General features: G+C 70.0%; 17 protein-coding genes. 8 read left to right on the forward strand and 9 right to left on the reverse strand.

Annotated elements, in window-relative coordinates; translation table 11 throughout:
* Positions 1–148: 148 nt before the first annotated feature.
* From J5V16_RS05850 to J5V16_RS05860, 3 genes are all read left to right on the forward strand, one after another.
* A complete protein-coding gene (locus tag J5V16_RS05850) occupies positions 149–1,471 on the forward strand; it encodes an extracellular catalytic domain type 1 short-chain-length polyhydroxyalkanoate depolymerase (RefSeq protein ID WP_208495163.1) in 1,323 nt (440 codons plus the stop codon).
* Between the two features lie 321 nt (positions 1,472–1,792).
* Complete coding sequence (locus tag J5V16_RS05855) at positions 1,793–4,141, forward strand: sialidase family protein (RefSeq protein ID WP_208495164.1); 2,349 nt, start codon at positions 1,793–1,795, stop codon at positions 4,139–4,141.
* 102 nt (positions 4,142–4,243) lie between these two features.
* Positions 4,244–5,566, forward strand: coding sequence for an extracellular catalytic domain type 1 short-chain-length polyhydroxyalkanoate depolymerase (locus tag J5V16_RS05860; RefSeq protein WP_208495165.1), 1,323 nt, complete (start codon positions 4,244–4,246; stop codon positions 5,564–5,566).
* A gap of 101 nt (positions 5,567–5,667) precedes the next feature.
* On the opposite strand, the gene J5V16_RS05865 is transcribed toward J5V16_RS05860, so the two are convergent.
* Positions 5,668–6,552, reverse strand: coding sequence for a sigma-70 family RNA polymerase sigma factor (locus J5V16_RS05865; RefSeq protein ID WP_208495166.1), 885 nt, complete (start codon positions 6,550–6,552; stop codon positions 5,668–5,670).
* 78 nt (positions 6,553–6,630) lie between these two features.
* Between J5V16_RS05865 and J5V16_RS05870 the strand changes: the two genes are divergently transcribed.
* From J5V16_RS05870 to J5V16_RS05880, 3 genes are all read left to right on the forward strand, one after another.
* On the forward strand, positions 6,631–7,386 hold the full coding sequence (locus tag J5V16_RS05870; RefSeq protein ID WP_208495167.1) for an SDR family NAD(P)-dependent oxidoreductase: 756 nt from the start codon (positions 6,631–6,633) through the stop codon (positions 7,384–7,386).
* 128 nt (positions 7,387–7,514) lie between these two features.
* Positions 7,515–8,186, forward strand: a complete 672-nt coding sequence (locus J5V16_RS05875; protein ID WP_208495168.1) for a TetR/AcrR family transcriptional regulator C-terminal domain-containing protein — start codon at positions 7,515–7,517, stop codon at positions 8,184–8,186.
* A 102-nt stretch (positions 8,187–8,288) separates the two neighbouring features.
* Complete coding sequence (locus J5V16_RS05880) at positions 8,289–9,287, forward strand: NAD(P)-dependent alcohol dehydrogenase (RefSeq protein ID WP_208495169.1); 999 nt, start codon at positions 8,289–8,291, stop codon at positions 9,285–9,287.
* Between the two features lie 77 nt (positions 9,288–9,364).
* Here J5V16_RS05880 and J5V16_RS05885 read toward each other — a convergent pair whose 3' ends face one another.
* The 6 genes from J5V16_RS05885 to J5V16_RS05910 form a co-directional block, all read right to left on the reverse strand.
* Entirely contained in the window at positions 9,365–9,568 is a 204-nt protein-coding gene (locus J5V16_RS05885; protein ID WP_208495170.1) for a cold-shock protein, read from the reverse strand.
* 343 nt (positions 9,569–9,911) lie between these two features.
* On the reverse strand, positions 9,912–10,433 hold the full coding sequence (locus J5V16_RS05890) for a phage antirepressor KilAC domain-containing protein (RefSeq protein ID WP_208495171.1): 522 nt from the start codon (positions 10,431–10,433) through the stop codon (positions 9,912–9,914).
* A 112-nt stretch (positions 10,434–10,545) separates the two neighbouring features.
* Complete coding sequence (locus J5V16_RS05895; RefSeq protein WP_208495172.1) at positions 10,546–11,694, reverse strand: alpha/beta hydrolase family protein; 1,149 nt, start codon at positions 11,692–11,694, stop codon at positions 10,546–10,548.
* An 80-nt stretch (positions 11,695–11,774) separates the two neighbouring features.
* Positions 11,775–12,683 (reverse strand): non-homologous end-joining DNA ligase, encoded by a 909-nt coding sequence (gene ligD / locus J5V16_RS05900; RefSeq protein ID WP_243900856.1) that lies wholly within the window; start codon positions 12,681–12,683, stop codon positions 11,775–11,777.
* A gap of 37 nt (positions 12,684–12,720) precedes the next feature.
* Entirely contained in the window at positions 12,721–13,791 is a 1,071-nt protein-coding gene (locus J5V16_RS05905) for a sensor histidine kinase (protein ID WP_208495173.1), read from the reverse strand.
* A gap of 29 nt (positions 13,792–13,820) precedes the next feature.
* Positions 13,821–14,465: a response regulator gene (locus J5V16_RS05910; protein ID WP_208495174.1), complete on the reverse strand. Its 645-nt coding sequence runs from the start codon at positions 14,463–14,465 to the stop codon at positions 13,821–13,823.
* A 205-nt stretch (positions 14,466–14,670) separates the two neighbouring features.
* Between J5V16_RS05910 and J5V16_RS05915 the strand changes: the two genes are divergently transcribed.
* Positions 14,671–15,993: a DUF418 domain-containing protein gene (locus J5V16_RS05915; protein WP_208495175.1), complete on the forward strand. Its 1,323-nt coding sequence runs from the start codon at positions 14,671–14,673 to the stop codon at positions 15,991–15,993.
* Here J5V16_RS05915 and J5V16_RS05920 read toward each other — a convergent pair.
* Positions 15,986–16,927 (reverse strand): LysR family transcriptional regulator, encoded by a 942-nt coding sequence (locus tag J5V16_RS05920; RefSeq protein WP_208495176.1) that lies wholly within the window; start codon positions 16,925–16,927, stop codon positions 15,986–15,988. The genes J5V16_RS05915 and J5V16_RS05920 overlap by 8 nt on opposite strands.
* A gap of 106 nt (positions 16,928–17,033) precedes the next feature.
* On the opposite strand from J5V16_RS05920, the gene J5V16_RS05925 reads away from it, so the two are divergent.
* Positions 17,034–17,381: a DoxX family protein gene (locus J5V16_RS05925; protein WP_208495177.1), complete on the forward strand. Its 348-nt coding sequence runs from the start codon at positions 17,034–17,036 to the stop codon at positions 17,379–17,381.
* Between the two features lie 57 nt (positions 17,382–17,438).
* Here the strand turns inward: J5V16_RS05925 and J5V16_RS05930 are convergent, their stop codons facing one another.
* On the reverse strand, positions 17,439–18,872 hold the full coding sequence (locus tag J5V16_RS05930; RefSeq protein WP_408612385.1) for a glycosyl hydrolase family 18 protein: 1,434 nt from the start codon (positions 18,870–18,872) through the stop codon (positions 17,439–17,441).
* Between the last annotated feature and the right edge of the window lie 242 nt (positions 18,873–19,114).

Raw genomic sequence — 19,114 nt, forward strand, 5'->3', positions numbered from 1 at the left:
GCTCAAGAATCGACATCACTCAATGTCAAGACGGGGCGATGGCAGTGCCCTCGACATCGTCCATGTCGACCTCGCTGACCGAACGTCGCCGGCGCCGCCTCGCGGTGCCGACCACACGCGGCCCTCCCTTCAAGGAAGGAACACACTCTTGTCCACGCCCATCCCATGGCGCCGCAGCGCTGCGGCGGCCTTCGCGATCGCGCTCGCGCTGGCCTCCGCCCTGGCGGTCTTCACGGCCCCCAAGGCGGCGCAGGCCGCCCAACTCCAGCAGATCACGAACTTCGGGAACAACCCCGGCGGCCTCGCGATGTACCTGTACGTGCCCGACAATGTCGCGCCGAACCCGGCAATCGTCGTCGGCAACCACTGGTGCACCGGGTCCGGGCCGGACTTCTACAACGGCACCCGGTACGACGAGCTCGCCGAGCAGTACGGCTACATCGTCGTCTACCCGTCCGTCACCCGCAGCAGCAAGTGCTTCGACGTCGCGTCGCAGGCCTCGCTCTCGGGCACCGGCGGCGACTCGGTCAGCATCAAGTCCATGGTCGACTACGTGCTCGCGAACTACGGCGCCGACCGCAACCGCATCTTCGCGACCGGCGTCTCCTCGGGCGCGATGATGACCAACGTCCTGCTCGGCGTCCACCCCGAGATCTTCAAGGCCGGTTCGACCTACGCCGGCGTCCCCTTCACCTGCTTCGCGACCACCAACGGCTCGGAGTGGAACTCCGAGTGCTCCGAGGGCCGGATCGACCGCACCCCGCAGCAGTGGGGCGACGCGGTCCGAGGCGCCAACCCCGGCTACAACGGCCCCTGGCCGCGCATGCAGGTCTGGTTCGGCACCGAGGACGACGTGCTCCGCTACCCGAACTTCCAAGAGCAGATCGACCAGTGGACGAACGTCAACGGCACCGACCAGACCGCCGACTACACCGACACTCCGGAGCCGAACTGGACCCGCACCCGCTACGGCGGCACCGGCGGCCAGGCCCCGGTCGAGGCGATCAGCATGGCCGGCGTCGACCACGGCCTGCCCGTGCGCGAGAGCGAGACGCTGCGCTTCTTCGGCCTGGCCGGGTCTTCGACCAGCAGCGGCTCGATCGTGGGCGCCGCCTCCAACCGCTGCCTGGACAACCCGGGCGGCTCGACGACGAACGGGACGCAAGCGGTGCTGTGGGACTGCAACGGCGGCGCCAACCAGTCCCTCACCCGCACCTCGGCCGGTGAGCTGAAGGTCGACGGCAAGTGCCTCGAAGCGTACGGCTGGGGTACGGCCAACGGCACCAAGGCGGTCATCTGGGACTGCACGGGCGGCGCGAACCAGCGCTGGAACGTCACCTCGAACGGCACCATTACCAACGTCCATAACGGACTCTGCCTCGACGCGATGGGCGGGGCCACCGCCAACGGCACCCAGATCATCCTCTGGGCCTGCAGCGGGACCTCCAACCAGCGCTGGACCCTCGGCTGACGATCCGCGAACCCAGGGGGCGCCGGTCTTCGGACCGCCGCCCCCTTTCGCGACTCCGCGACTGCGAGCGCCCCGCAGTTGATTTATCAACGCAACAAAGATGCTTGTCCAGCCCGGCCCTGGTGCCCGCTCAGGTCGCTTCCATCTCGGCGATATTGAGGCGGTTTGCCCGAGATCCCGCGCGCCACACCCCTGGCCACTTAATTCCGTTAGTTGACAAACTCGGCGGCGACTGCGTACTGTGCTGCCAGTAGTTCAGAGATATGCATCCCTCGATGCGACCGTCAGAATCCCCTCTGGACCCAGCACAAAGGAGAACCCGTGCGACGACGCACTTTCGCAGCTTCCCTCGGCGCAGCCGCGGTCGCGGCCGGCGCCCTGCCCGGCACGGCCTTCGCCAAGCCCGGCCGGCAGTGCCCCGATGCCTACACCTGGAATCACGTCCGCGTCAACTGCGGCGGCTTCGTCCCGGGCATCATCTTCAACGAGACCGAGCCGAACCTCATCTACGCCCGCACCGACGTCGGCGGCGCCTACCGCTGGCAGGAGGAGACGCGGACCTGGAAGGCGCTGACCGACTGGGCCCCCCGCGCCAAGTGGGGTTACCAGTACGTGGTCTCCATGGCCTCCGACCCGGTCGAGACCAACCGCGTCTACGCCGCCGTCGGCGCCTACACCATCTCCTGGGACGGGAACAACGGCGCGATCCTCTACTCCGACGACAAGGGCGACACCTGGGGCATCGCGGAACTGCCGTTCAAGCAGGGCGGCAACATGCCCGGCCGCGGCATGGGCGAACGCCTCGTCGTGAACCCGGCCGACAACAGCGAGCTGTACCTCGGCACCCCCAGCGGCAACGGACTGTGGCGATCCAAGGACTACGGCCGCACCTGGGGCAAGGTCGAGGAGTTCCCCAACCCCGGCAACTTCGTCATCGACCCGAACAACGAGTACCTCTCCGACAACGTGGGCATCCCCTGGATCGACTTCGACCAGATCGGCGGCAAGATCTACGTCGGCGTGGCCGACCCGGCCGACCCGCTCTACGTCTCCGAGGACGGCGGTGCGACCTGGCAATCGGTTCCCGGAGCCGCCGCCGCACTCGGCGACGCCGACGGCAACCGCACCATCCCCAAGCAGTCCGCTGTGGACAACACCAACGGGTACCTGTACGTCATCACCAGCCACGACCCCGGCCCCTACAACGGCGGTCCCGCCTCCGGCCGCGGCGGCAAGCTCATGCGCCTGTCGACCCAGACCGGCGAGTGGACCGACGTCACCCCGCCCTACAACCCCGGTCGCCCGATCCCCGGCTTCGGCGGGCTCACGATCGACCTCCAGAACCCCGGCACCATCATGGCCTCCACCTGCAACAACTGGGGCCCTGACGAGATCCTGTTCCGTTCCAAGGACTCCGGCGCCACCTGGTCCCTCAGCTGGGACCTCGTCAGCGAGAACGAGCGCACCGACCGGTTCGTCATGGACAGCACCGGTTCCCCGTGGCTCTCCTGGCTCGGCACCGACAACGGGGCCTCGTACGCGGTCAAGCACGGCTGGATGATCGAGGGCTTCGCCATCGACCCGCACAACTCCGACCGCATCATGTGGGGCACCGGCGCCACCGTCTGGGGCACCGAGAACCTGACGCAGTGGGACGCCCAAGGCGAGCTCATCGGCGAGAACGAGGCGGGCGAGCGCGTCGCGCTCCCGATCGAGCAGTTCACCGTCGGCGTCCGCGCCGAAGGCATCGAGATGACCGCGGTCCGCGACCTCGCCGCCCTCGGCGGCACGCTCGTCTCGGCCAAGGGCGACGTCAACGGGTTCGTCCACACCGACCTCGACCGGGCCGAGCCGATGTTCCGCAAGGACTGGAGCGGCTTCAGCCTCGACTACGCCGCCTCCGACCGGGACATCGTCGTTGCCACCGGCGATGTGCACAGCGAGACCGCCGGCCATGTCACCTTCTCCACCGACCGGGGGCAGACCTGGCAGGACACGACCCGCCTCGAAGGCTCCCCGAACGGCTCCGGCGGCGTCGTCGCGATCACCGCCGACGCCTCGGCGATCGTCTGGTCCCCCAACAGCGCCACCATCACCCCGGTCTACAGCACCGACCTCGGCAAGACCTGGAACCAGGTCCAGGGCCTCCCTGCCCGAGCGAGGGTCAGGTCCGACCGCGTCGACGGCTCGGTCGTGTACGCCTACTCCGGCGGGAAGTTCTTCCGCAGCACCGACGCCGGCAAGACCTTCACGGACACCGGCGCGACCGGCCTGCCCGCCGAAGACGTCCTCGACTTCCGGGTCGCGCCCGGCAAGCAGGGCCACGTCTGGCTCTGCGGCCGCAGCAGCAAGGCCGAGGTCCCGAAGGGCCTGTTCCGCTCCACGGACGGAGGCACCACCTGGTCACGCGTCAGCGGCGTCGACGTGGCGGTCGGCGTCGGCTTCGGCAAGGCCGCCAGCAGGAAGGGCTACCCCGCGATCTACGCCACGGCCACCGTCGCCGGCCAGGACGGCTTCTTCCGCTCGATCGACGGCGGCACCTCGTGGTACCGCATCAACGACGACGCCCACCAGTGGGGCTCCGCAGGGGAGGTCATCACCGGCGACCCCGAGATCTACGGCCGCGTCTACCTCTCGGCCCGCGGCATCGTCTACGGCGACATCGCCTGAGCGGGCGGGCCGCCCCTCCGCACCGAGGGGCGGCCCGCCATCTCCAGTCCGGCGCGGCCCCCGTGCCGGCACCCCCTCGACCCTGTCCAGGAAGGAAATCCCTTGTCCGCAGTACTCCGATGGCGCCGCGGCGCGGCGGCGGTCTTCGCGCTCGCGATCGCGCTGGCGTCCGCGCTGGCGGTCTTCACGGCGCCCAAGGCGGCCCACGCCGCGCAGCTGACGCAGATCACCGAGTTCGGGGAGAACCCCGGCAACCTCGAGTTCTACCTGTACGTCCCCGACGACATCGGCCCGAACCCGCCGATCGTCGTCTCCAACCACTGGTGCACCGGCTCGGCGCAGAACCTCTACGACTGGATGCAGTTCGACGAGATGGCGGACCAGCACGGGTACATCGTGGTGTACCCGTCGGTCACCCGCGCCAGCAAGTGCTTCGACGTCGCCTCGCAGGCCTCCCTCTCGGGCACCGGCGGCGACTCGGTCAGCATCAAGTCCATGGTGGACTATGCGATCGATGAACTCGGGGGCGACCCCGACCGGGTCTACGCCACCGGCATCTCCTCGGGCGCGATGATGACCAACGTCCTGCTCGGGGTCTACCCCGAGGTGTTCAAAGCCGGGTCGGTCTACGCAGGTGTGCCGTTCACCTGCTTCGCCACCACGAACGGCTCGGAGTGGAACTCGGACTGCGCGACCGGCCAGATCGACCGCACGCCGCAGGAGTGGGGCGACGCCGTCCGCGACGCCAACCCGGGCTACGAAGGGCCGTGGCCGCGCATGCAGATCTTCCACGGCACCGAGGACCAGGCGCTCTTCTACCCGAACTTCGGGGAGCAGATCGAGCAGTGGACCGACGTCCACGGCACCGACCAGGTCGCCGAGTTCACCGACCATCCGGAGCCGAACGCGACCCGCACCCGCTACGGCACCACCGACGGCCAGGCCCTGGTCGAGGCGACGAGCTTCGACGGCGTCGACCACGGTGTGCCGCACCGGCTCCTGGAGACGCTCCGCTTCTTCGACATCGTCTCGACCGATCAGGCCGCCGGCGAGATCGCGGGCGAGGGCTCGGGCCGCTGCGTGCACCTCCCCCGGTCGGGGATGGCGAACGGGACGCAGGCGGTGCTGTGGAAGTGCAACGGCAGCACCAAGCAGGCGTTCACCCACACCGCCGAGGGCGAGCTGCGCGTGAACGGCAAGTGCCTCGAACCGGCGGATTCCGTTACGGCCGAGGGCGCCGGGGCGGTGATCGGCGACTGCACGGGCGGCGACGACCAGCGCTGGACCGTCGACGCCGACGGCGCCATCATCAACATCCACAACGGACTGTGCCTGGACGCCTTCGGCGGCGGCGTCCTCAACGGCACCCCGCTCATCCTCTGGACCTGCAGCGGCGGCGCCAACCAGACCTGGAGCATCCGCTAGCGCTTCGATGAACCAGCAGGGGCGCCGAACCGTCGGTTCGGCGCCCCTGCTCGTCACGAGCCGCCTTGCGAAGCGGGCGAAATGCAGGCCCTCCTGACCGGTCAGCCGGCATCCGGAACGGCGATCTCCAAGGCCGCCAAGCGGTCCGGGGCGCCGACCGCGTGGATGCCCGTGATGCGGTCGCCGTCGAAGGCGAGGGTCATCACCATCAGGAGCCTGCTGCCGCGCGGGGTCACGACCGCGATGCCGACCTCGCCGTCGAGGAGGACCGCGTGGGCGAGCATCGCGCTGCCGCTGAAGGTCGCCGCCACGGCCTCGGCGCCGAAGGCCTCGGGGTTCGGGCTCAGTTCCAGGGCCCGCGCGTCGAGGCGGAGCGTGACGCTCGGGTCGAGCAGTGACAGGAGGGTCGCGAACTCGCCCTCGCGGGCGGCGCGGAGGAAGGCGTCGACGGCGCGGTAGCGGCGCATCCGGTCAGAGTCGTCTACATCGGACTTCCCTCGTACGCGCCGCCTTGCCCGGCTGGCGAGCCGCTGCGTGGTCTCAGGGGTGCGCTCCACGATGGGGGCGATGTCGGCGAACGGGACGCCGAACATGTCGTGCAGCACGAACGCCAGCCGCTCGACCGGCGAGAGGGCGTCCAGGACCACGAGCATCGCCTGGCCCACCGCGTCCGCGAGCAGCGCCTCCGCTTCCGGATCGACGCGGCGGAAGACGCGGACGCCGGGCTCGTCCTCCTGGCCGTCGAGGGCGTCCTCGCGGCGGGACTTGCGCGAGCGGAGCTGGTCGAGGCAGACGCGGGCGACCACGGTGGTGAGCCATCCGGCGATGTTCTCCACGCCGTCGGCACCGGCGCGGTCGGCCTTGAGCCAGGCCTCCTGCACGGCGTCCTCGGCCTCGCTGAGCGACCCGAGCATCCGGAAGGCCACGGCCCGCAGATGGCCGCGGTGCCGCTCGAACACATCGGCCGAAAAATTCTTTCCGCTCACCTGTCCGGTTTCCTCGCCGCCGTCCGTCAAATCGATTGCAAGCCCCAATCTCCACTGCGAACGAGAAGGAAGTCAACGATGGCTGCGAACAAGACTGAAGCGTCACAGACCACCGCGCTCATCACCGGCGCGAACAAGGGCCTCGGCCTCGAAGCGGCCCGGCGCCTCGGTGCGATGGGCTGGACGGTGTTCCTCGGCTCGCGCGATGTCGGGCGCGGACAGGCCGCCGTGGACGAGCTCGAGGCCGAGGGCGCGAACGCGGTCCTCGTGCCCCTCGACGTCGACTCGGACGAGTCCGTGGCGGCTGCGGAAAAGCTCGTGCGCGAGCACACCGACCACCTCGACGTGCTCATCAACAACGCGGGCAATCCGGGGCACTTCGTCGACCCGGCGGAGGCGACCGCCGAAGAGCTGCACGGCGTCTACAACACGAACGTGTACGGGCCGGTCCGGACCACGCATGCGTTCCTGCCGCTGCTGCGGGCGGCCGAGAACCCGCGGGTCGTGATGGTCTCGAGCGGCGGCGGCGCGTTCAGCGTCGTCACCGACCCCGCGCAGGCGGTCTCGAAGATGCACGAACTCGCCTACAGCTCTTCGAAAGCGGCCCTGAACATGGTCACCGTCCGGTACGCGCAGGCGATCCCGGAGGTCAAGTTCAACCTCGTCACGCCCGGCGAGATCGCCAACGGCAAGTTCGCCGCGACCGACATGAACGGGCACCGCGGCCAGCTCACCGTCACCGAAGGCACCGACCCGTTCATCAAGCTCGCGACCCTCGGCGCGGACGGCCCGAGCGGCATCTTCATCGACCGCCTCGGACCCGTCGCGTGGTAGCCGCCCGCCTGGCCGCTCCACGATGGAGCGGCCAGGCGAAGCGACAGCGGTGCCACCCGGGCCGGCGAAGCCGCTGGCCGCGGCGCGGGCTTACGTTGTACGGTACGTTCGCCGGGAAGGGGTGGGCGATGGCGCGGGCGGGGCAGCAGGCCGGGTTGAGCCGGGAGCGGGTGCTGCGCGCGGCGGCCGCCATCGCGGACGAGCGCGGGCTGGCGGCGCTGACGATGCGGAGCCTGGCGGAGTCGCTCGGGGTCGAGGCGATGTCGCTGTACCACCATGTGGCGAACAAGGAGGCGGTGCTCGACGGGCTGGTCGAGGTCGTCATGGCCGAGGTCGAGCAGGCCGTGGCGGCGCTCGATGCGCCTGCGCCCGAGGACGACTGGCAGTCGGCGCTGCGGATGCGGGTGCTGGCGTCCCGGGAGGTGCTGGTGCGGCATCCGTGGGCGCCGGGGGTGTTCGAGACGCGGACCGGGGCGAGTCTGGCGGTCGCGCGGTACTTCGACGGGGTGCTCGGGCTGATGCGCCGCGCCGGGTTCAGCTACGAGCTGGGGCACCGGGCGTTGCACGCCTTGGGAAGCCGGGCGTTGGGCTTCTCGCAGGAGCTGTTCGCGCCGGACGGGATGGAGGCACCCGAGGAGGTCATGGCGGCGATGGCCGAGGAGGTGCCGCACTTGGTGGCGATGGTCGCGGACGCGTCGCACGGCGGCGCGGTGCTGGGCTGGTGCGACTACCAGTCCGAGTTCGAGTTCGGGCTGGATCTGATCCTGGACGGCCTGGAGCGGTTGCGCGAGGGCGCGTAAGCCCGGTATTCCCGTGTTCGCACTGGTGGGAGAGGTGTGCGCTTGACAGACTTACAACGTAAGGCTTATCGTGGCTTACAACGTAAGCCAGTGGAGGACCACATGAGAGCCATCGTCCAAGAACGCTACGGGCCGCCCCGGGAAGTGCTCGGGCTCAAGGAGATCGACCGGCCAGAGGCCGGTCCCGGCGACGTCCTCGTCCGCGTGCGGGCCGGCAGCGTCAACACTCCCGACTGGATCGCGGTCACCGGCGTCCCGTACGTGCTGCGCCTCCAAGGCGGCCTCCGGAAGTCGCCGAACGTGGTGCGCGGCAGCGACCTCGCGGGGATCGTCGAGGCGGTCGGCGCGAACGTCACGGATCTCGCGCCCGGCGACGCGGTGTTCGGTTCGGTGTGGACGAGCCAGTTCGCGACGGCGGGGGCCTTCGCCGAATACACGGTCGCGCCCGCCGCCCAACTCGCGCCGATGCCGGAGGGCGTGGGATTCGAGGAGGCGGCCGCAGCGGTCATGTCGGGAGTGACCGCGCTGTGCGCCATGCGGGACACCGTGGAAGTCCGCAAGGGAATGAAGGTCCTCGTGAACGGCGCCTCCGGCGGCGTGGGGACGTTCGCGGTCCAGATCGCCGCGCACTACGGCGCCGAGGTCACCGGCGTCTGCAGCGGCGCCAATGCCGAACTGGTGCGCGAGCTCGGGGCGCGCCATGTCGTCGACTACAACGAGGACGATTTCACGCGGAGCGGCGAACGCTACGACGTCATCCTCGACAACGTCCTCAACCACCCGCCCAGGCGCACCGCCCGCGCCCTCGCGCCCGGCGGCGTGCTCATCCCCAACAGCATCGGCAACTCCGGCGGCCTGCTCGCCGGACTCGGCCGCATGGCGGGCGCGAAGCTCCTGGGGATGACGGGCCGCGCCGACGTCCGCTTCTCCCCCTCGGTGACGAACCGCGAGAATCTCACGGCCATAGGCGAACTGCTCGCCTCGGGCGCTGTCCGGTCGGTCGTCGACCGGGCCTACCCGCTCGAGGAGACCCCCGCCGCCGTCGCGCACATGTTCACGCACCGCGCCCGCGGCAACATCGTCATCACCGTCGCCGCCTGAGCGTTCGACCCCCGGACACCATGAAAGCCGCTGTCCTTCTGCGAAGGGCAGCGGCTTCCCGTTGAGAGCTGTGGAGGCTAGAGAGCGCGCAGGTTAGCGGCCTGCGGACCCTTCTGACCCTGCTCGATGTCGAACTCCACCCGCTGGTTCTCCTCGAGCGACTTGTAGCCGGTGCCAGTGATCGCGGAGAAGTGAACGAAGATGTCCGGGCCGTCGCCCTCCGGAGCGATGAAGCCGAAGCCCTTCTCCGAGTTGAACCACTTAACGGTGCCTTGCGCCATTACTGAATATCCTTGGTGTTGAGCTCAGACCGACGGTTTCGCACTCGGGACTCGCGTCCGTTCGCACTCCGCCGCCACGCGGTCTGATATTGCCGCCATTGCTGGCGCTTCACCACCCTGGTTCGCATTGCCGCGATCCGAGGTGGCCCCTGGACCCTACAGCACTCCCGCCCCATTGCACCCGGCCCGCGCGGAAATTATTCTCGCATTTGACCGTTTGTCCGATAATGTCCCGAGATTTTGGGGAGATTGGTGCCGAAGGTCATGCGGACAGGGGGTCGGCGTCGGCCCGCCGGAAAGGGCCGGGCCGGTCGATGACGCGACCGGCCCGGCCCGTTCCGTGCTACGGGCGGTTGTCGTCAGGGCGGGCGCGGTCGCTCTCGCGCGGTGCCTTGAGCGGCAAGGGTTCCGAGGTGCCGAGGCGCTGGCGCAGCTCGGAGAGGCCCTTGAGGGTGATGCGCAGCTGCGGGGCGTCCAGCAGGAGCTCACCGGTGCGCGGGTGGTGGTGGGACTGCGGGATCTCGGTGAGCCAGCCGGCGTCGACGGCGGACTGACGGGCCCGCCAGGCGCGGTCGCGGCGCTGCCGGTACGCCCAGCGGAGGTCTTCGAGCGCCTTGAACAGGCGGTTCTGGCCGAGGACGATGGCCGGGTCGCGGGAGAGGATCTTCGCCGCGTCGGCGGCGGAGAACGTGCCGCGCGCGGACGCGAGGCGGTGCCAGGACTCGGCGGCGGGCGCGAGCGCCTCGACGTGCGATTCGGCGGTGTCGGCCCGGTCCGCCTCCTCCAGCACCATCAGGGCGAGGTCGCGGTTCGTGAGACCGCGGGGGTAGCGGCGGTCGGTGCGCGGGTTTGGGGTGACGGTCATGCATCCACTCCGTTCGTCGTGCTCTGGTCACGACTCTACCGGTGGGGTACGACATTTCCGCCCGCGCGAGATCCGGCGGAGGCACAGGTCAACCGCCGGATCTCGCGCGTTCTCAGAGAGCGGCCAGATAGGACTCGAGGGTCGCGGCGTAGGCGGCCGGGTCCTCGTTCCAGGAAGCGCAGTGGCCCGAGGCGGTCTCCATGACGGTGGTCTGCGCGGGGTCGAGCATCGACGCGAAGTCGAGGGTCGCCGTGTGGTCCACGGTCTTGTCGGCGGTGTCGACGAACAGGAGGACCGGCAGGTCGAAGTCGGCGGCGAAGTTGCGCTGGTCGAGGTCGTCGAAGTCGATGTCGGCGCGGAACTCGACGATGCGCTTGGCGGCCCAGGTGATCGGGTCGATGACGTCACGGTCGGCGGCCTGCATGTCGAGCGTGGAGTTCCAGTCCATGACGGGCGAGTCGAAGACGAGGCCCTTGACGACGGACGGGTCGTCCAGGTGGCGGTAGGCGGTGGCGACGACCGCGCCGCCCATGGACCAGCCGTGGAGGATCACCGACTGCGCGCCGTTGGCGAGCGCGTAGTCGACCGCGGCGATGAGGTCCTCGCTCTCGTGCGCGCCGAGGCTGTGCATCCCGTTGGGGGCCTTGGGGGCGCCTTCGTCGTTGCGGTAGGTGACGGCCAGCACGGGGTGGCCGGAGGCGGCGTAGAGGCCCATGCCGCGCAGGGTCTCGGCGGGGGCGGCGTTGCGGCCGTGGACGGTGATGACCCACGTGTCCGACGCGCCCGGCACGAACCAGGCGGGCATGTCGCCGAGGTCGGCGGGGACCTGCACGTCCTCGTAGTCGAGGCCGAGACCGGTCTTGGGGTCCTCGCCGAAGGTCCACTTGTCGATGCGGGCCTTCGTGCCCGCGGCCAGGTCGCCGACGAGGACCGTCTCGATAGCGCGCGTCACGGTCGCGTCGTCGCTGGCGAGGACGTCGCCGAGGACCGCTTGGCCGCCTTCCCATTGCAGACCCCACGTGCCGGGCCGCTCGGTGTCGTCGGTGAGCGGGAGGGTCACGGTGGCGCCGTCGGCGGCCGCGACGGTGAGCCCGTACGGGTCGTCCTCGTGTGTGACGTTGATGACCTCGCCGGAGAAGTACCAGCCCGCGGCGCCGAGCCCGCCGAGGGCGAGCACGAGGAGCACGCTGAGCGCGATGACGACCGGGCGCAGCCAGCGCCGTCTGCGGGCGGGGGCCTCAGTGTCCAAGGGAGTCTTCAAAACGCGTCCTACGAGGTCGGGAGGAGGGGGTGACCGCTCGATCTTAGATCGCGGCTGCGAGGCGGCCTCCCTCGTAGGAGCTAGTCCCCGAGCGTGAGGAGCCGCTCGTGGGCCTCGCCGGCGGAGGCGGCGTGGTCGTCCATGCCGGTCCACGGGTCGGTCTTGCGGGCGAGGCGGCGGCGCATGGACGCGGGGTCCTGGCCGTCGGGTGCCGCGCGGCCCAGCTCGGCCCAGTCGAGCGGGGCGGCGACGGCCGCGCCGGGGCGGGCGCGCAGCGAGTACGGGCAGACGAACGTCTGGGCGTAGCGGTTGCGGCCGCAGTCGAGGAAGACGCGGTCGCCGCGCTTGGCCTTGCGCTGCGCGGTGGTGAGGTGGTCGGGGTCGGCGGCGGCGAGGCGTTCGGCGAGGCCGACCGCGAGGTCGTGCACGGCGTCGTAGTCGGCGGTGCGGTCGAGCGGGGCGGTGATGTGGAAGCCGCGGCCGCCGGTGGCCTGCACGAACGGCGCGAGGCCGACCTCGACGTAGAGGTCGCGGAAGCGGCGGGCGACGTCCCGCAGGAGCGCCACCGGGGTGCCGTCGGCGGGGTCGAGGTCGATCACGAGCCGGTCCGGATGGTCCGGCTTGTCCACTGTAGAGAGCCAGACGTGGAACTCGATGGCGGCCTGGTTCGCGAGGTAGACGAGGGTCGCTTCGTCGTCGCACACCACGTAGTCGACGGTGCCCTCCTTGGCCTTCATCGTCTCGGTGCGCACCCAGTCGGGGAAGTAGTCGGCGGCGTGCTTCTGGAAGAACCCGGAACCGGCGATGCCGTCGGGGAAGCGGCGCAGGGTCAGCGGCCGGCCGGCCAGGTGCGGAAGCATCGCCTCGGCGACGGCCCGGTAGTGGCCGACGAGGTCGCCCTTGCTCACGTGGTCGGCGGGGAACAGCTCCTTCTCGACCTTGGAGAGCTTGAGGTCGTGCCCGTTGATGTGCATGGTCTGCGTCGACATGCGCGGGAGGTACCCGGGCCTGGACGCGCGGAAACCGTCACACCGGGAGCGTGAGCGTGTTCCGCCAGCCGCCGCCGGGGGTCGCGCCCCAGGTCAGGGTGCCGCCCAGGAGCGCGGCGCGCTGCTGGAGGCCGAGGAGTCCGTGCCGCGAGCTCGGCAGGGGGACCGTGGGCCGCGTGGGCGCGGTGGAGGTGATCGTGACCGTGACTCGGCCGTCCTCGTGCCGGAGCGCGACTTCGGCGCTGGCGCCGGGGGCGTGCTTGCGGACGTTCGTCAGCGACTCCTGGACCGTGCGGTAGACGGCGCGTTCGGCGGGCGCGCCGAGCTCGGGATGCGGGCCGATCTGGAGGGTCGCCTCGATGCCGCTGCCCGCCACGAGGTCCGCGAGCTGCGCGAGGGTCGGCTGCGGGGCGAGATCGGTGGGGCCGGAGCCGCCCGCGCGCAGCACGTTCACCATGTGCCGCAGCTCGTCGAGGGTGCGCACGCTCAGCCGGCGGATCGTCCCGGCCGCCTCCTTCGCCTCCGCGTCCGCGGTGCTCACCTGGAGCGCCCCGGCCCGGACCGCGATCAGGCTGACCTGGTGCGACACCACGTCGTGCATCTCTCGGGCGAGCTGCGCGCGCTCCTCGGCGAGGATCTTCTGCGTCGCCATCAGCTGCTCGTGCTCGCGCGCCTCGGTGATCTCCTCCAGGCGCGCGGAGAGCTCCCGGCGGGCCTGCACGAACTGGCCCAGGAACGCGGCCGCGGCGGCGGGCGCCAGCGCGTACGCGATGTACGCGAGCCACCAGGAGTCGATCTCGATGTCGCCCAGCTGGGTGTCGACCGGCCAGATCATGCAGGTCGCGAGCACGAGCGCGCAGGTCGCGACGAGCCATTTGCGGTGCGAGACGGCCGCGAAGGTGAACAGCGCGATGAGCGCGGCCGCCGAGTTGCCGATCAGCCACGCGCTCGGCAGCGTCAGCGCGAACACGGCGAGCGGCCAGCGCCGCCGGGCGAACAGCGCGAGGACGCCGAGCGCGGTGAGGACCATCTGCCAGGTCAGGACCGGCCACCAGTACGAGTACCAGAGGTCAGCGGCGGCGACCGCGACCACCACCGTGTCCGTCATCCACGGACGCCACCAGCGGCGCAGCCGGTTCACCGGCGGTCCCGCAGGAGCCCGGCGCGCTCGGCGGCCAGCGCGGCCTGGACGCGGCCGGAGACCTCGAGCTTCGTGAGGATCGCGCTCACATGGTCCTTGACCGTGCCCACGCCCAGGTACAGCCGTGCGGCGATCTCCCCGTTCGAGAGGCCGTCCGCGAGCAGGACCAGGATCTCGCGCTCCCGGGCGCTCAGGCGCTTGATGAGGCCGCCCTCGGGGGTGCGCCCGGCGAGGTAGCCGTCGACGACCGTGGACGTGACCTTCGGGGAGAGGACCACGCCGTCCGCGGCGAGCGTGCGCACCTGGAGCGCCAGATGCTCGGGGTCGGTGTCCTTGAGGAGGAACCCGGCCGCGCCCATGCGCAGCGCGGCGGCCACGTACTCGTCCGTGTCGAACGTGGTCAGCATGGCGACGATCGGCGGACTGGGGAGGGCGCGGAGGCGTTCGAGCACGGTCAGGCCGTCCACGTCCGGCATGCGGATGTCGAGCAGCACCACATCGGGGTGGAGCCGCCCGACCTCGGCGAGCGCCTGGCGGCCCGAGACCGCGGCGACCACCTCGATGTCCCCCGCGGCGTTCAGGATGTGCTGGAAGCCGGTGCGGATCAGGGCCTCGTCGTCGACGACCAGTACGCGGATCACCGGGCCTCCTCTCTGTTCGAGCCTGAGACGATTGGTAGCACGTCCGCGCCACGTTCCGCCCCCTTCGGGCCGCGAAGTCCGGCGAAGACCCGCCGATCGGCGGGTGCGATCCGGCCGGGCGGCGGATCGGTTGCGCCCTGGCAGCGGGTCGGGTCCCGCGCATCGCCGGATGGGAACCGCCTCGATCCCGCCGCACGCTGGGTCGATGGCTAACAACATCATCGAGTTCAGGCCTCGTGAACTCGCCCCCGCACCCGAGGAGCCGCCCGCCCGCGACGCTTCACTCGGCCGCATCATCGGCCTCGACGCCGCCCGCGCCCTCGCCGTCTTCGGCATGTACTACTCGCACGTGGGCCCGTGGGCGAACGAGTCGGGCACGTGGAAGAGCTTCCTCATGGAGATCCCCCACGGCCGCTCCTCGGCGCTGTTCGCGACCCTCGCCGGGCTCTCCCTCGTCCTCATCGCGGGCGGCTCGCGCCCCAAGACCGGCCGGCCCATGCGGCAGGCGGTCGTGCGCATCGCCATCCGCTCCGTGCTGCTGCTGGCGCTCGGCTCGTGGCTGGTCGCCATGGGCACCTCGATCGTGGTCATCCTGGCGTACTACGGCCTGTTCTTCCTGCTGGCGCTGCCGTTCATCAAACTGCGGGCGCGGACCCTCGCGATCCTCGCCGTCGTCGTGGGCATCGGCGGCCCGATGATCATCCAGTGGGCGTGGTCCTCCGACACCTCCTGGATGGAGGCGATCGACGCGAAGGACCCGCTCGCGATGTGGAGCGGCGAAGGCGTCACCTCGCTGCTCGTCAACGGCACCTACCCGGGCATCGCGTGGATGGCGTACATGTTCGCGGGCATGGCCATCGGCAAGCTCGACCTGACGAAGCTCGCGATCCAGGTGCGGCTCCTCATCATCGGCCCGGCGCTGGCCCTCCTCGGCTACGGCGGCGCATGGCTCATCGGCAAGTTCCTGCCCTCCGCCGACACCTCGGCGATGGACGCCAGCTGGAAGGCCTTCGACGAGGCCATGTCGAAGGCCCTGGAGGGCAAGGACACCGAGAACTGGACCAAGGAGCAGTGGAAGGACTTCGACGCCGAGCACGCCTCGATCTACGACCTCATGCCCAAGGACGACGCCATGACCGGCACCGGCTTCGACTGGACCAGCCTGGTCGCCGCGAGCCCGCACTCCAACATGCCCTTCGAGCTCGCCGGCAACATCGGCGTCGCCTTCACGGTCATCGCCGGCCTCGTGCTCCTCCTGGGCCGCTTCGCGAAGCTCCGCTTCTGGCTCGCCCCGCTCATCGCGGTCGGCTCGATGTCCCTCACCGCCTACGTCGCCCACATCGCGGCCGTCTGGTACCTCATCGACCATCCCGCCAACGGCGTCGGCTACGAGACCGGCTGGCGCATGTGGGCGGTCTTCGTCGTGGCCATGCTCGCCTTCGCCCTCCTCTGGAGGCGATTCCTGAAGCGCGGCCCCCTCGAATACCTCATGCACTGGGCGACGCTCCCCGCGAAGCTCGTCAAATAACCTCACTCCCGCACACGGCGGACCGGCGCGCATGGGGTAAGCGCCGGTCCGCCATTTCGCTTGCCGTCGTGATGAAGTCCGCCAGGGCCGGAGTCGGCTGGGTCGCTTTCGGCCAGGCCAGGGCCACGGTGCTCGGGGCGATGCCGTCGAGGTCGCGGTAGACGATGTCGGGCCGGGCGTAATAGCGGGCGGCCGAGGCCGGGGCGAGGGCGATGCCGTCGCCGTTGGCGATCGCGGTGAGCCAGTCGTCCGGGTGCTCGGTCACCGCGCCGACCTTGACCGGGTGGCCCCCGCGGGACTCCGCGCCGATCCAGTGGTCGCGGAAGGCCCCCGTCGCGGCAGGAGCCGCGATGAACGGCTCGTCCAGGAGGTCGGCGAAGACGAGCGCATCGCGTCGCGCCAGGGGATGGTTCGCGGCCATCGCCACGCAGCGCGGCTCGGTGAGCAGTTCGAGCAGATGGAACGCGTCCTGGTCCGGGAACGGCAGCCGCATGAACGCCGCCGCGACCTCGCCGGAGGCCAACGCCGCGATCGGCGCGCCCCAGCTCGCCTGGCGCAGCTCGACCCGCCAGTCGGGCCGGCGCTCACGGAAGGCGGCCGTGATCGCCTGCGTCTTCTCGTTGGCAGCGCTGGCGAGGAAGCCGACACGGAGCACTTTGGACGATGCCGCTTCGGCGGCGCGCACGGCGCGTTCGGCGCGGCCCCAGGCGTCCAGGACCGGGCCGATCGATTCGGCCAGCGCCGCACCGGGTCCCGTGAGGGCCATGCCGGCCTTGGAGCGTTCGAAGAGCCCCGCCCCGAGCTGGTACTCGAGCCGGCGGATCTGCTTCGTCAACGCCGGCTGCGAAATGTAGAGCCGCGCCGCGGCCTTCGTGAGGTTGCCTTCCTCGGCGACGGCCTGGAAGTAGCGCAGGAGCCTGGTGTCCACATCCATAACCGGAGGTTATCGAAACAGGTATTGGACACGGTTCACGGGACGCCTGAGACTGGAGGCGATCCGGCGGAACGGCCGCCGGGCGCTCGCCGGGAAGTCGCACACCATGTTCATCGCGCTCGTCGCCGTCACCGCCGTCACCATCGCCGCCAACGCGATCGAGGCCGTCGGGAACTTCATGCAGGCCGAATGGGTCAAGCAGAACTCGCACGCGGTCGGGGTCCCGGACTCGTGGCTGCCGTTCCTAGGATTCGTGAAGGCGGCCGCGGCGGTCGGGCTCGCGGCCGGGTTCTGGTGGCGGCCCTTGGGGATCGCCGCAGGGATCGGGCTCGTCGTGTTCTTCGTGCTCGCGCTGGCGCTCCATGTGCGGGAGCGGGTGTTCCACAACATCGCCGGGCCGATCGGGTTCCTGGCGTTGAGCATCGCGGCGCTGTGGCTCATGGCCGTCGCATGAGCATGGCCGGCGGGGCCGTTGAGGCCCCGCCGACCGGTCGCGGGCCAGCAGTCGCGGTTAGTCGAGACCGTTGGCGATGGCGCTGACGAGAGCGCCGTTGCTCGTGTCGCCGGACAGCTCCCAGGCGAACGCGCCGCCGAGACCCTGGCTGTTGGCCCAGGCCGTCTTGGTCGCGATCGTGGCCGGGGTGTCGTAGCTCCACCATTCGCCGTTGCAGTAGGCGTAAGCGGTGCCGCCGACGGTTCCCGTTGCGGGGCATTTGCTCACGAGGACCTTGTAGTCCTCGATGCCGGCCTCGTACGTACCTGGCGCCGGGCCGGTCGCGGAGCCACCGGGTGCCGACTGGGTGACGCCGGTCCAACCGCGGCCGTAGTAGCCGATGCCGAGCAGGAGCTTGGAGGACGGGATGCCGAGCGACTTGAGCTTGGCGATCGCGGTGGCGCTGTCGAAGCCCGCGATCGGCTGGCCGCTGAAGGAACTCAGTGCGGAGTGGGGGGCGGTCGGTCCGTCCTTGTCCCAGGCGCCGAAGTAGTCGTAGGTCATCACCTGGTAGTAGTCGACGTACTGGGCCGCGGTGCCGTAGCCGCCGAGGTCGATCTTGCCTCCGGAGGTGCCGTCGGCGGTGATCGCAGCCGTGACGAGCTCGCTGCCGAACTTGGCGCGCAGGGCCTTCATGAGATTGGTGAAGGCCTGAGTGCCGGAGGTGTCGCAGGTGAGGCCGCAGGCGTTCGGATACTCCCAGTCGATGTCGATGCCGTCGAACAGGCCGTTCCAGCGGGCGTCGTGCAACAGGTTGTAGCAGGACTCGGCGAACGCGGCCGGATTCTGCGCCGCTTGGCCGAAGCCGCCGGAGTAGGTCCAACCGCCGAAAGACCAGACGACCTTGATGTGCGGGTACATCTCCTTGAGCTTGATGAGCTGGTTGAAGTTGCCGCGCAGGGGCTGGTCCCAGGTGTCGGCCTTGCCGTCGACCGACTGGTCGGCGGTGTAGGCCTTGTCGATCGCCGCGTACGAGTCGTCCAGTGTGCACTGACCGTTCTTGACGTTGCCGAACGCGTAGTTGATGGTCGTGAGGTCCTCGGCCGAGCCGGAGGAGACGATGTTCTTGACGTGGTAGTTGCGCCCGTACACACCCCACTCGGTGAAGTAGGCCGCGTTGATCTTGTCGCCGCCGCCGGGGTTGCCGGTGGGCTCCTCGGTGGGCTGCTGCGTGGGACTCTGGGACTGGGTGGGGTTCGTGTCGCCGCCACAGGCGCCCTTGGACTCCCAGACACCCCATTCGCCGGTCGTGCCGGGGGTCTCACCCTGGGTCCACCACTTGGCGCGGTACTCGGTGCCGTTGTGGCTGGCGGTGTCGCCGCCGACGTAGACCTTCGACGCGGACCAGGCGGGCGAGCAGGCGATCGCGGCGGAGGCGGTGAAGGGGTTGGCGACGGTGTAGATCGCGCCGGCGGTCATCACGGCCAGGGCCGCTCCGATCGCCGCGATCATCCGTCTCGTTTTCAGTCGTCTCAATGTTCCTCCCAAAAGTAAAGAGACTTAACTGATAGGTATCTTTATTTTTACGGGAACACGGAACGAAGTCAAGGATTTGCATTGAAAAATTTCAATGGTTCGGTTCGTCTGAAATGGGAGCGTTCTATTGCGACGCAGCGCGACGACCGCCTCCACACTTTCGTTTGGCGCGGCCCCGCTACAGTGGTCTGCGAAGGCAGGCAGGGCCAGAGGGGCGG

The organism is Glycomyces niveus (assembly GCF_017592475.1).
GTDB lineage: Bacteria > Actinomycetota > Actinomycetes > Mycobacteriales > Micromonosporaceae > Glycomyces > Glycomyces niveus.

Bases quoted from the DNA above. Each gene is read 5' to 3' on its own strand.
- J5V16_RS05870 (WP_208495167.1), top strand. From the start codon at position 6,631: ATGGCTGCGAACAAGACTGAAGCGTCACAGACCACCGCGCTCATCACC.
- J5V16_RS05885 (WP_208495170.1), bottom strand. From the start codon at position 9,568: ATGGCGCAAGGCACCGTTAAGTGGTTCAACTCGGAGAAGGGCTTCGGC.
- J5V16_RS05920 (WP_208495176.1), bottom strand. From the start codon at position 16,927: ATGGATGTGGACACCAGGCTCCTGCGCTACTTCCAGGCCGTCGCCGAG.
- J5V16_RS05925 (WP_208495177.1), top strand. From the start codon at position 17,034: ATGTTCATCGCGCTCGTCGCCGTCACCGCCGTCACCATCGCCGCCAAC.
- ligD (WP_243900856.1), bottom strand. From the start codon at position 12,683: ATGTCGACGCAGACCATGCACATCAACGGGCACGACCTCAAGCTCTCC.
- J5V16_RS05890 (WP_208495171.1), bottom strand. From the start codon at position 10,433: ATGACCGTCACCCCAAACCCGCGCACCGACCGCCGCTACCCCCGCGGT.
- J5V16_RS05915 (WP_208495175.1), top strand. From the start codon at position 14,671: ATGGCTAACAACATCATCGAGTTCAGGCCTCGTGAACTCGCCCCCGCA.
- J5V16_RS05905 (WP_208495173.1), bottom strand. From the start codon at position 13,791: ATGACGGACACGGTGGTGGTCGCGGTCGCCGCCGCTGACCTCTGGTAC.
- J5V16_RS05875 (WP_208495168.1), top strand. From the start codon at position 7,515: ATGGCGCGGGCGGGGCAGCAGGCCGGGTTGAGCCGGGAGCGGGTGCTG.
- J5V16_RS05930 (WP_408612385.1), bottom strand. From the start codon at position 18,872: ATGATCGCGGCGATCGGAGCGGCCCTGGCCGTGATGACCGCCGGCGCG.
- J5V16_RS05880 (WP_208495169.1), top strand. From the start codon at position 8,289: ATGAGAGCCATCGTCCAAGAACGCTACGGGCCGCCCCGGGAAGTGCTC.